Genomic DNA, 12,717 nt, shown 5'->3' with positions numbered 1-12,717 from the left:
TGACTATGCTCCCAAACAAACGGGAGAGATTCTTATGACCTGGCAAATGGCAGATATCTGGGAAAATATCGCTAAAGCAATTCCGGACAAGCCCGCGGTCGTCGACGGCGAAAAATGCTATAACTGGGCCGAATATGAAAACCGCGCGGCACGGGTCGCACAAATCTATACCGATCACGGTCTGGAGGCCGGTGCTAAGCTGGCAATTTATGCCTATAATTCAGCAGAATATATGGAAGCGCAATTTGGTGCATTCAAAGCGCGGATCTGCCCGGTCAATGTCAACTACCGCTATCTCGAAGCCGAACTAACCCATGTTATCAATAATTCAGACAGCGAAGCTTTGGTATTTCAAGCACAATTTGCCCCGCGTGTTGCAGCAATCCGCGATCAGTTGGAACAGATCAAGCTCTTCCTCGAAATTGACGATGGGTCCGGTGAGCATCTTGCTGGCTCGATACCATATGAAGAAACATTGCAAAAAACGGAGCCGATGCCGGTGATTGAGCGATCAAATGACGATCTCTATATGCTCTATACCGGCGGCACCACCGGCATGCCCAAAGGCGTGATGTATGATCACAAGAGTTTCGCCAGCGCCCTGCTTGCCAAAGGTTTCGAGATGCGGGAAATGGTTCCACCGACAGATGCCAACGGCTTTGGCCCGCTCGTTCAACAATTACATGCCGCAGGTGCAACTTCGCGGGGCATTCCCGCTTGCCCGATCATGCACGGAACCGGCATGTGGATCGGTGCGATGATCCCGCACAGCCTGGGCGGCGCTGTGATCCTGTTTGACAATAGCCATTTTGATCCCAAGGCTCTTTGGCAGCTCGCAGCGGATCAAAAAGCAACGGATATAACCATCGTTGGCGATGTATTTGCCAAACCGATGCTTGCTGCGCTGGAGAATGCCAAGGCGGCTGGTCAAGCCTTTGATTTATCGTCCCTTCAGATGATAGGATCGTCCGGCGTGATGTGGTCCACCGACGTGAAACGTGGCCTTCTGGACCATCTCCCCCATATCATGATTGTCGATAGCATGGGCTCAACCGAAGGCAGTATGGGTTCATCGATCACGACCAAAGACAATATTGATATCGACCAGACAGCCAAGTTTGAAATGAACCCAACCACGAAAGTGCTAACCGAGGATGGGAAGCCGGTCGCGCCGGGCTCCGGTGAAATGGGTATGATCTGCAATGGCGGGATGGTGCCGCTCGGCTATTATAAAGATGAAGCCAAGAGCGCCGCTACGTTTAAAACATTTGATGGTGTGCGCTATTCAATCCCGGGTGATTTTGCGACGGTCGAGGAAGATGGCTCAATCACATTGCTGGGCCGGGGTTCCGCCTGTATTAATAGTGGCGGCGAGAAAATTTTTCCCGAGGAAGTGGAAGAAGCCTTAAAGACGCATGAAAGCGTTTATGATTGCCTAGTCGTCGGCATACCTGATGACCGGTTTGGCCAGAAGGTCACCGCAGTCTTGTCACTATGTGACGGAGCGACGTTCGATGCAGACGCTCTGCAGGAACATGTTCGTGGACAACTGGCAGCTTATAAAGCGCCCCGGGCGATACTGCAGGTCGATACAGTTCCGCGGGCCGCAAATGGCAAAGCCGGCTATAAAGATGCCAAAGAAATTGCGCTAAAAATGCTCGATCTGGAAATAGTCTAGGGCGTCCAGTTGAACTCTTTATGATAGCGCGGAATAAACAGTTTCTTGCCCTTGATCATTGATGTGAGAAACGGGCCGGTCACGCCAAATGGCAAAGCACTTGCACCTTTATCCGGTCCGAGAGGTAATAAAATCAATGACTTACTCCAAGGTTTGTAGGCTTTTTGCGTTTCCATCGCTTTCCCGCCAATATGCGCTTTGAGTGCTTTTTGGAGCCAGCCAACTTGGCGGGTCAACCCCACAATTGTCATCGTATCGCCGGTACTTGCAATATCCCCGACAACAAATAGGCCCGGATTGGTCGTCGGTCGCAGCCAGTTGTCAACAATGATCCGGCCATGTCCGTCGATTGCAACTCCTTCAACCGACTGCATGAGTTCCGTATTCGGCTTCGCTCCAACAACCGGAATTACCATGTCGACATCTATCGGAAAACCATCGGAAAGCTTCAACTTACCCTTGGCAAGAACATAAGGCTCATCAGATCGCTTTAACTTTGTAATATGTTCACCGAGACGGACCTTTACGCCCAACTCGCCCAATTGCCGAAGCATCGCCCGTCCGAGCTTTGGCGGATAATTGGCAAATAATTTGTCACCGGACGAGATAAGCGTGATCTGTTTCTCTGGCCGCGCAAAAGCAATCTCGCCAGCCAGTTCGCAGCCAACCGCGCCGGCACCGACGATGGCAATATTTTTTGACTTATCGACCGCTCGGGCAACCTGCTTCGCCTTGCTGATGAAGGCTGAACTTTCATCGCTTTGCATTTTAAACGGGGCGGCATAGCTCGAGCCGGTGGCAACGATAACGAGATCACCCGCTACTTCGCCGCCATCCTCCAGAATCACATTAGTGCCATCAATCGCGGTAACACGACTTCTCACAATTTTTCCGTTTTTGAGCAAACCGTCATAGGGCATGACGATCTGATCAAGTAGCTGTGGCGTTGCCATCGCCCGAATCATCGCGACATTGTGGACCCATTTATCTCGCGGTTCGACAAGGGTGATCTGCGCCACATCATCAAGCGACCGCGCGAGCATTGCGCCGGCATAACCCCCACCAACAATGGTAATCCTGCTGGTCATCTTCGCCTCACGCTGCCTTGCAATGTCCCGCTATCAGCGCAACCATCGCGGGCAATTTGCTCGGCGGCAAATCATGCCCCATGCCTTCGACAAGTTCGAAGCGGGCATTGTTGACATTGGCCGCAATATCGCGGCCGCAAGCCGACGGGATTAAAGGATCTTCCGCGCCATGTATGACCATAGTTGGCGCAGCGATCCGTTTTGCCACCGGCCGCAAATTACCGGTTTCAATAATCGCTGCCATCTGTCGTTTCGGACCGGGAGGATAAAAGCCGCGATCCTGGGCCAATCGCATCAATTCCTTGCGCTCTTCTTTGCGGTTACGTCCTTCTTCTGAAGCGATCAGAGAGGAAAATGCCAGTCCAAGCTCAAGCGCTTCCTCTCTTGTCTTAGCTTTCGCACGCGCCGTTCTGAACAGCACTTTTCGCACTTCAGCGTCGGCACCCGGCAATCCCGGAGCGTTGGTCGATGACATTATAGGCGTGAAAGACAAAACCCGATCGCTGTGGTCTGCTGCTATAAGCTGGCCGATCATCCCGCCCATCGAAGCACCGACAATATGGGCTTTTTCAATCTCTAGCGCATCTAGCACGCCCACCGCATCTCTCGCCATATCCCCAAGGTTATAAGGCGCCAGGTTGCGACTCGGCAAAAAGCGTTTGGCGATCATCTGTCGAATGGGGTTTGGGGCTTTTACGCCGTCAAACTTATAGGAAAGCCCAACATCGCGGTTGTCAAAGCGGATCACGCGAAACCCATGATCGACTAACCCGTTGACCAAATCCAACGGCCAATAAACCAGCTGCGCGGTATAGCCCATAACCAACAATATGGCCGGATCCAAAGGATTTCCGTGATCTTCGACTTCGATATTAATGCCATTGGCGACAATTTGCATGGGATATTCCTGATGATAAAGCTGTAAAAGCCGTATCACAACTCTCAGCATCTGCAAGCAACTATCAGGGTATCTGGTCGGTGGAGTCCGCAGCAGCCAGTGTCCGTAGACCCGAAACCGTCACCGCACCCAATCTGGCAATGGGATTCTGGTCATCGACAATCGCCCTTCCCGCTAGCTGTGGTGACAGCTTTGTCGCCTGCGCCGATAGTTGGTCAATACGAACACGGTATTCACCATACGGCACACCTTCAAACAGGAAAAAACCGTCAAATTCAGTCCGTGTTTCTCGCACGACACGCCCTTCGCCGTCGAGCAACTCCAGTCCGACGCCCGAAATTGCCCCGCCGCCCTGTCGTACTAAAGTACCTTCAACCTCTCCTGCCGCAACCAGTGGCAACTCAACGGTCATGGCGATCCCGGGTCGCGGAGTTATCACGACACCGGGCAACGACGGCTGCACATAAGGGTCTGGCAGGCTTCCGGTATCAATACCGATAAGCACCGGCCGGAATGGCTGGAGATTATCAACCACCGAGCGCCCGTTTTTGTCGGTTGGCGTCAAGGCGGTGGACTGCCCCGCTGTTATTTCTACATTTTCTTCCAGCGGTTCGTTAGGCTGCCTGATCCCGTCGCGGTTTTTGTCGCGGAAAACGATAGCCAGCGCCTGCCCATTATTGGCCAGCTTATTGCTGGAGAAACGGAACTTGCCATTGCGCGGATCGGGGCCAAGGCTGAAAGCGAGGTTCAGCCCAGCGGCAACCGAGCCATCGGTCGCAGCTTCTGCACTTGCGGTAAGCGAGAATTTGTCAAACCGCCGTACATAGCCAATGCCTGCGCGCGCACGGTTGAACGGAACATCATAGCCGAGTTCAGCCCGCCAGTTAGATCGCTCTCCTGCGCCCCATTCGCCGGTGAAATTGACTCGTTCGAAACGTTTTTCCGGTGCGATCCTGTAGCTAGCCTCGCCTCGGAGGCGAACCTTGCCAATCCGCCCGTTTACCAGAATCCTTCCGGTTATCTGGTCTGGCGGATCCGGCCCAAAGGCGCTGAATCTCTTGCCCCAGATCAATTCGCCGGTAACCGAGAAACGGCGTAAATTGAATGATGTTCTTGCTCTCAGATCGAGAGAGTTGTTCCCGTCCGTCTGCGTTTCATATTGCGCATCTATATGGAACGGCACAATTTTTTCACCGAGCGTGAAATTATGGTCCACAGACAAGCCATGCCTTCCGTTCACCTTTTGTTCAATTCGGTCAGAGGTAAAGCCGCCCCTTGCCCATATGGTCTCTGCCGTAATTTGCGTATCGCCAAGTGCACCCAGCAGCTGCCCGCGAAGCGCCGTGCCGCCGATGAGATTTGAAGAAGCGGAAAGCTCAACCAAAGTCGGCCCAACCGCCCGGCGTAGGGAGCCCTCGAGATAATTATAACGGTTTCCATCAATCTGCAGGCTAAATAGCGAGGCGGCGACCGATGTTTTGGCGTTAAGACCACGCTCGAACCCGATTCCACCGCGCCAACCTGCTTGGCGGCTTGATGAAAAACCGCTCAAACGGATCAGATCTTCGCCAGCCTCGTGAACGCCAGCCCAATAGTAGGTTTGTTTGGGTGGTATGGAGTCCAATCCCACCGGGACAGTCTTATTATCTCGCTTCACCTGGCCTTGCGGGCCGTATAGCACCACTTCAAAGTTATTCTGACCATAGAGAAGCGGCACATCGATAAACTCATAGCGGCCGTCCGTCCGCGTTTCAGCGAAAGCCAGCAGTTGACCATTACGATAGAGCTCGGCCTCCCATCCTTCAGGTAACTCGCCGCGAAAACTGGTGCGATCGAAACTATCGGGGCGATCAACCGGCCTGTTGGTCACAAATCCACCGCGCCCTACCGTCGATTGCGACACCAGCGGAGTGGAAACAGTGGAAACATCGCCGAGCGCGAAATGTGTGGCCTTAAGCGGTCCCAATAGCTGCCCTTTTGGATCAGTACGGTAGGCACGGACCCGCAAATTTTGAGGAATTCCCTTGTCGGTGGAAGACAGGCGCGCATCAAACGATGCTTTGCCAACTTCACCAGAAGCAAAAAGCTCGTAGCGTAGATCAAATTGCTGCCCGGAGCGGTTATCCCTCAATCCACCTGCCGAAACAACGGCATCAACTGACGGCGTCCGCCACAGCTTATAGGGTTCGGTGGATTGCGGCAGGCTGGAAAGATCGAAACTACGCCTCGGGCGAATTTTTGCCGCTCGCTCTTTTCTCTCCAGCGCACTCTGGAACGGCAGTTTAGTATCCGATTTAAGCACCAGAAGCGCATTGGAAAGATCGGCCTGCAGTGACACATCAAGCCAGTTTTCCAAGCTCTTTACGTTAACGCACCACCCCTCGGGTGTGTCATAAATATCGCTCTGCTTCAGCTTTTTCCGCTCGTTCACCTTTTGTACCGTGTTACTATCGCGCTCGATGGTAAGCGTCTGATTTTCACTAAATATCCAACCAGTTGCGCGGCGCGACTTTTTGTCCAGCCGTACCGGGAGATCGAGGGCGATGATAACATCTGCCAGATCAACGCACACACCGGTGGCGGTTTGATAACCGCGCACACCATCGCCAAGTCGGTATTTACCGGACCGGATATCAAACAAGAGTGAATCGTCGTCATTGGCCTGCCAGGTTTCTGCAGCATGAGCGGGCGTTGCGATAAATGGACCCATAAACAACGATGCCGCCGAGATCATGCTGACCCCTGCGGCAAAGGCCGTCGCTTTCGCGCTTCGGCAGATTATGGAAATTGCTTTTTTCATATCAAATATTTGATATCAAGACGCTGCGACGTCATACCAAACTATTGAAATATATCGCTTATCTGAGAACCAATTGGCTTTTTGTGATAAGTCCGCCGCCAGCATTATCTGGTTCATAATATTCCACCGAGACCGGACCCTTGAGCTGGGCAGCGATATCTGGACCAACAGACAGTGTCACTTTTCGGCTCGATACTTCGGGATAAACAGCTATGCCGCGCGCAACGATAAGCGGCTCGCTTTCTCCCTGCTTCACAACGCGGATCTCGCCATATGTTGATCGGTCGCCGGACCGGCTGAGATCAAAAGCAAATGCTGGTGTGCCGTCTTCGGCTGTTTCCATCCGGGCATTGGCAATACCGGCCGTTGCTTCAAGATTGCCCTGGCGAATGATAACTGGAATGGTGACGCCATAGATCGGCACCAACGAGATGGAAAAGCCGCCTTCCGGATTTTCAGCCTGTGTTACTGATGTTGCCTTGGGAATAGCTCGAAATAGCAGGTGCGCACGATATTCGCCGTCGGGCAAACCTTGTGGCGGACGAACACCCAAGCGAATCGCTTGTGGTTGGTTGGGTGGCAAAGTCACCCGGCGTGGCGCGTAGCGGATCATTTCTGTTGCTGCCTGCTCGATAGCATTGGCCTGTTCGGGTTCCACATTCTCGAGCCGACCATCCGCTGTCATTCGCCGCAACTCGAGAGATATACGGTAGGTCGCGGTTTCCGCACCAATATTGTTGAGGATCACTTCAGTTCCGCGCTGACCATCCAAAATGATGCGGGTCGGAGCGACCAACAAGTCACCAGCGGCCTGAGCAGGCATAGCGCCAAGAGCAAAAGCCGACGCTGCCAGTCCCAATCCGATATATTGTTTGCCCAATTGCTTCAGACCCTTGATCGTCATCATCTTCTCCGGTTTAAAAATCAGTACCCATCGTGCCTTGCAGCAACGGTTTTTCAAATTTCATTATGGCGAGATAGAGTTACCAAAGCGCTAACCATGCCCACAATATTCGGGCGCTGGGGAATATTTGGCGCAAAAAGAAAATGGCCCACTTGAGTCTTTCCCCAAGCAGGCCATAATTTATTTCAATCGCACCACGATCGGCGCAACAAGCTTATGCCCAAAGCGGATAGCCCGGGACTAGTACGCTCAAGGATAGTCAGCAGTTACCGTAAAGGTACCGGTGTAAGCACCGTCAGCCTGACCACCACCAACTGCGAGCGAACCGCCAACAGAAAAAGTCGCTGCGCCAGAGCCGTCAAGCGTAACTTGGCCGCCGGTTACCGATGAAGTCAAAGAAGCTGTCATCGTAGCACCGCCAGCGTTGGCAAGTGAAACCGTGCCTGGAATAGTCACATTCACCAGTTCAGCCGCGGTACCACCAACAGTGAAGTCAGCAGCATCGGTTGTGCCGGTACATACCAGAGCGCCGCCACAGCTGCTCAGTGCGCCTGCGTTATCCACAACTACAGAACCGCCGGTTGCGTCAACAACGATGGTACCGAAGTTAAGCGATGTATTTGCATCATTAACGAGGGTCACTTCAGCAAGGATGTTTGCACTTGCATCAGCAGAAGCAGTTGCAGCCTGAGCAACATTTGCACTCATCATAGACGCGACAAGTACGGAAGAAGCCAAAGCGGCTTTGATAAACTTAGACATATTATATGGTCCCTATTTTACTTTCAAAACAAACGAAGCCACCTGCGGTGCATCCGAACAATTCCCACTGATCACGACGTCGCCATGCCGCTCCATTCGAGATTGCTTATCGAAGAAAGGTTATAAGGTTTTACTGCCAGCCATGGTTAATGGTTTCCTAACACTGAAAACTGTTGAAGATTGGCGGTTCTTGCGGGATTTACGGCTGTCCGATTGGTTAGTCGTTACAGTTATTTGCGTATATTTGTGTAGCAATGCTAAATATGTTCACCCGTCAGCCGCTGGCAAATCAGATCTAGCTGATCAAGATTGCTAAAACTGATCGTCATCAATCCTGCACCGGACGGTCCTGACTGAATTGACACCTTCAAACCAAGCAAATCACCCAGATGGTTTTCCACGGCGCGGATATCAGCGTCCTCGCCCTGCGGAGCAGTAGCTTTACCGCTGGCGGCGTTTTTCGAACTGCCCAATTGCTTGCGAACGAGCTTCTCCACGTCGCGGACGGAAAGTCCCTGCTTGACTGCCTGATTGGCGAGCTCGATAGCATTGGGCGCATTGATTAGCGCTCGTGCATGTCCCATTGCCAGCTTTTCTTCTGCAACGAGCGCGCGAACCGCCTGCGGAAGCTCAAGAAGCCGCATGATATTGGCGACATGGCTCCGTGATTTTCCGACCAGTTCAGCAAGTCGTGCCTGACTATGCCCGTAATCCTCGGACAATTTCACATAGGCTTCCGCTTCTTCAATCGCATTGAGGTCGCGGCGCTGGACATTTTCGACGATCGCAATTTCCAGCGTTTCTTCGTCATTAAGCTGGCGGATAATCGCCGGTACATGATGAAGCCGCGCCCGCTGTGCGGCACGCCAGCGACGTTCGCCGGCCACAATCTGATAGTTTTTGCCGTGGGGGCGCACAACAATAGGCTGAATAACCCCGCGACGCCGCATACTCAAAGCGAGCTCATCCAGCGCATCATTATCAAATGTCTGGCGGGGTTGATCGGGGTTGGGACGAATTTCCGAAATAGCAATGGATCGCAGCCCTTCAACGGCAGGATTCGTTAAATCTGTGGCATAGTCAGTGCCATCACCACTCCGGTCCGAATCGGAGGCACGGCCTGGAGGCGCAATTGGTTCTTCTTTCTGAATATCTCCAAAAAGAGAATTCAGGCCCCTGCCCAACCCCATAGGACGTTTTGCAGCGGTTTTTTTTCCTGTCCGTTCGCCTTCAATTTCTTTGTTTTCCGCCACTATGCTGCAACCTTTCTAACCGGCAGCCGACCAATTAATTCTCTCGCGAGATTAATATAAGCTTCAGAGCCGCTACAGCGATGATCATAAATAAGCGCCGGCAACCCGTGGCTCGGCGCTTCAGACAAACGGACGTTTCGCGGAATCACCGTGTCAAAAACTACATTACCAAGACAGGCGCGGACATCGTCGGAAACCTGTTCTGTCAGCTTGTTGCGGCGATCATACATGGTGAGCACGACGCCCATCACCGAAAGCGCCGGATTAAACCGCGCCCTGATGCGCTCAACTGTTTGTAATAATTGACTTAATCCTTCGAGTGCGAAAAATTCACACTGCAACGGAACGAGCAGTGATTCCACTGCAACCATGGCGTTTAATGTCAACAACCCGAGTGATGGCGGACAATCAATCAGACAAATATCCCATCGCCCGTCATCGCCAGCATCCAGCGCCGTTTTGAGACGATGCGTGCGTTCTTCAAATTCTACCAGTTCAATCTCGGCTCCTGATAGATCAACGGTAGCAGGGACAATATCCAGACCGGGTACACGTGTGGGAGATACGCATTCTGCAAGCGATAGATCGGAAATCAGCAGATCAAAGCTGTTACACTCTCGATCTGCCTGGTTAAGGCCTAGGCCTGTTGACGCATTACCTTGCGGATCGAGGTCAATCAGCAAGACTTTCCAGCCGGTCGCGGCCAAGGCCGTAGCCATATTAATGGCTGTGGTGGTTTTTCCAACACCGCCTTTTTGATTGGCTATCGCGATACGGACCATATTTTTACGCAATCCTATAATAAGCTAAGATAATGAAAAGCTAAGATAACTTGCCTTTCCCTACCAATATTCCCGCTTCCGGATCGGTTAAACTCTGTTCCACGTGGAACATTTTTCTGAGCTTATGCGGAAGTTCACTTACCTCCCTTACCGCATTTTTGCCTTTTGGTAAGAGCCAAACGGTCTTTTCTGTGGAAAACCGGTGTGAAATCGAGATGAGCCGATCAAGCGGAGCAAAGGCGCGAGCCGTAATCACGTCTACCGGAAAGCTCTTTACTGCCTCCAATTTGCTGCCCAAAACGACTGCCTGTTCGCCGAGGCTCAGCGACGCAAGGACCTCATTTAGAAAAGCCACTCTTCTTGTTCGCGATTCAACCATCTTGACGGTATCGTTTGTTAGAATAGCGATAATAATTCCTGGAAAGCCCGCGCCTGTGCCTAAATCAAGCCATGTTCTCCGATCAATTCCCTGCCGAGCAAATGGGATCAGCTGAGCGCTATCCACCACATGGCGAGACCATATATGCTCGGCGCTTGCCTTTGATATCAAGTTCTGTCTGGCCATTTCATCGTGCAATAGAAACAGAAATTGATCGAGCCGCGCCCATGTTTCACGTGAAACATCAAATTCCCGCTGCAACCATATCTTCGCTTCTTCTTCGGTCACGCAGCCAGATTCTTTTCTTCACGTCTCCGTGCATGAACAAGAATGGCGGCCAAAGCGGCGGGTGTAATGCCGCGAACCCGCGAAGCAGCAGCCAGAGTTTCCGGTTTTGCCTTGTTCAAACGTTCGACCATTTCGTTTGAAAGCCCAGCTATTCCGGCATAATCAAGATCATCGTTCAAGCGAATTTGTTCATTGGCCTGTAAATCCCGCAACTCTGCATCCTGCCGCTGCAAATAAGGAGCGTAGCGCGCATCCTCTTCAATCTCTGCCGACAGAGCCGGATCCAAATTAGCTAATCGAGCCTCCATGTCCTCCATCGCAGCAATGGTGATGTTTGGAAAACGAAGCCAATCAAACAGGCTTTGTTTGGTACCATCTTTGCGAACATTGATTCCAGCCGCGAAAATCTCTTCCGAAGATTTGATCGTCTGCAGCGCAGAAACTATTTCTTCGCGCGTCGTCTGTCGTTCCTCAAACCAATTTCGGCGCTCTTTTCCAAGGCAACCCAGTTCCAACGCCATACCGCTAAGACGGGTCGTTGCATTGTCAGCCCGAAGTCTTAACCGATATTCAGCACGGGCTGTGAGCATACGATAAGGCTCCGTAACACCCTGCAAGGTAAGGTCATCGACCATCACCGCCATATAGCTCGAACCGCGATCAAGCTGCAAAGCCGGTCGACCAAGCACTGCGCAAGTTGCACTGATACCTGCAATCAATCCCTGCGCTGCCGCTTCCTCATATCCGGTCGTGCCATTAATCTGACCGGCACAATAGAGTCCATCGAGATCCCGAACTTTCAAACTACGATCCAGCGCGCGCGGATCGATATAGTCATATTCCACCGCATAGCCGGGTACCAATATCTTGGCATGTGCCAAACCATCCATCGTCCGCACAAATTCCAACTGAACGTCTGCCGGCAACGAGGTGCTGATACCATTGGGATAAACCAGGTTGGTATCTAGCCCCTCGGGCTCCAGGAATACCTGATGCGAATCGCGGTCCGCAAACCTGTGAATCTTGTCTTCAATGGATGGGCAATAGCGCGGCCCTTGTGCATCGATGGCACCGCTGAACAGTGGCGAGCGGTGCAGCGAGTTTCTGATGATATCATGCGTGGATGCATTGGTCCGACTCACTGCGCAAAAAGTCTGCGGGACTTTTCGCCTCACAGTTAACGGCGACATCGTCCAGTCTTCTTCATCGGAAGGTTGCTCCGGAAGGCGAGCCCAATCTATTGTGCGACCATCAAGCCGCGGCGGTGTTCCTGTTTTAAGCCGGGCTATCGGCAGACCCGCTTCCCGTATCTGCTGACCGAGTGAGATCGACGATGCTTCGCCGGTGCGTCCACCAGCAACCGTTTCCTCACCACGAAATAATTTTCCGTTCAAGAATGTGCCGGTTGCGAGAATCACAGCCGGTGCAACTATGTTGTCGCCGTTTGCAAGGCGAATTCCTGTCACTTTGGAATCATCAAATATGAGAGAGCAGACCTCTCCCTCAATAATCGAGAGATTCTGCTGCGCTTCCAGCATGGAGTGAATAGCGCGCTTGTACAATGTGCGATCCGCCTGAACCCTTGGTCCCTGGACCGCTGAACCCTTGGACAGATTGAGCATCCGATAGTGAATGGCTGCTGCATCAGCAGCGCGGGCAATGAGCCCGTCAAACGCGTCCACTTCGCGCACCAGATGCCCCTTGCCGAGTCCGCCAATAGCCGGATTGCAAGACATCGCACCAATGCTGTCCCTCGTGAAGCTGACCAAAGCTGTGTGCGCACCCATCCGCGCGGCAACCGCCGCTGCTTCACAGCCAGCATGGCCGCCACCTACAACAATGATGTCGAACTTCTGATCCATGCCGCGCCCATAGCGCAAGGCAG

10 protein-coding genes are annotated in these 12,717 nt (G+C 52.5%); 1 reads left to right on the top strand and 9 read right to left on the bottom strand.

Going from position 1 to position 12,717, the window contains the following annotated elements; genetic code table 11:
• Positions 1-34 precede the first annotated feature (34 nt).
• A complete protein-coding gene (locus HF685_RS10655) occupies positions 35-1,678 on the top strand; it encodes an acyl-CoA synthetase (protein ID WP_168819873.1) in 1,644 nt (547 codons plus the stop codon).
• Here the strand turns inward: HF685_RS10655 and HF685_RS10650 are convergent.
• From HF685_RS10650 to mnmG, 9 genes are all read right to left on the bottom strand, one after another.
• Positions 1,675-2,766 carry an NAD(P)/FAD-dependent oxidoreductase gene (locus tag HF685_RS10650; RefSeq protein WP_168819871.1) on the bottom strand — a complete coding sequence of 364 codons (1,092 nt, stop codon included), beginning with the start codon at positions 2,764-2,766 and terminating at the stop codon, positions 1,675-1,677. The two genes, HF685_RS10655 and HF685_RS10650, sit on opposite strands and share 4 nt — an antisense overlap.
• A 7-nt stretch (positions 2,767-2,773) precedes the next feature.
• Positions 2,774-3,703, bottom strand: coding sequence for an alpha/beta fold hydrolase (locus HF685_RS10645; RefSeq protein ID WP_211051130.1), 930 nt, complete (start codon positions 3,701-3,703; stop codon positions 2,774-2,776).
• Between the two features lie 25 nt (positions 3,704-3,728).
• Complete coding sequence (locus HF685_RS10640) at positions 3,729-6,464, bottom strand: MSCRAMM family protein (protein ID WP_168819868.1); 2,736 nt, start codon at positions 6,462-6,464, stop codon at positions 3,729-3,731.
• Positions 6,465-6,522: 58 nt separating this feature from the next.
• Positions 6,523-7,371, bottom strand: a complete 849-nt coding sequence (locus HF685_RS10635) for a fimbrial biogenesis chaperone (protein WP_246218584.1) — start codon at positions 7,369-7,371, stop codon at positions 6,523-6,525.
• Between the two features lie 246 nt (positions 7,372-7,617).
• Positions 7,618-8,130: a DUF4402 domain-containing protein gene (locus tag HF685_RS10630; protein WP_168819866.1), complete on the bottom strand. Its 513-nt coding sequence runs from the start codon at positions 8,128-8,130 to the stop codon at positions 7,618-7,620.
• Positions 8,131-8,387: 257 nt separating this feature from the next.
• The gene (locus tag HF685_RS10625) at positions 8,388-9,320 is read right to left on the bottom strand and encodes a ParB/RepB/Spo0J family partition protein (protein WP_168821484.1); all 933 of its coding nucleotides are present in this window, start codon (positions 9,318-9,320) and stop codon (positions 8,388-8,390) included.
• A gap of 62 nt (positions 9,321-9,382) precedes the next feature.
• Entirely contained in the window at positions 9,383-10,165 is a 783-nt protein-coding gene (locus HF685_RS10620) for a ParA family protein (RefSeq protein ID WP_168819864.1), read from the bottom strand.
• A gap of 40 nt (positions 10,166-10,205) precedes the next feature.
• Positions 10,206-10,832 (bottom strand): 16S rRNA (guanine(527)-N(7))-methyltransferase RsmG, encoded by a 627-nt coding sequence (gene rsmG / locus HF685_RS10615; RefSeq protein WP_168819863.1) that lies wholly within the window; start codon positions 10,830-10,832, stop codon positions 10,206-10,208.
• Entirely contained in the window at positions 10,829-12,694 is a 1,866-nt protein-coding gene (mnmG, locus tag HF685_RS10610) for a tRNA uridine-5-carboxymethylaminomethyl(34) synthesis enzyme MnmG (RefSeq protein WP_168819861.1), read from the bottom strand. Before mnmG ends, rsmG begins: the two co-directional genes overlap by 4 nt.
• Between the last annotated feature and the right edge of the window lie 23 nt (positions 12,695-12,717).

This window comes from Parasphingorhabdus halotolerans, assembly GCF_012516475.1.
Taxonomy (GTDB): Bacteria; Pseudomonadota; Alphaproteobacteria; order Sphingomonadales; family Sphingomonadaceae; genus Parasphingorhabdus; species Parasphingorhabdus halotolerans.
The sequence above is the reverse complement of the archived record's forward strand: the minus strand, read 5'-3'. Positions and strand labels throughout refer to the sequence as shown.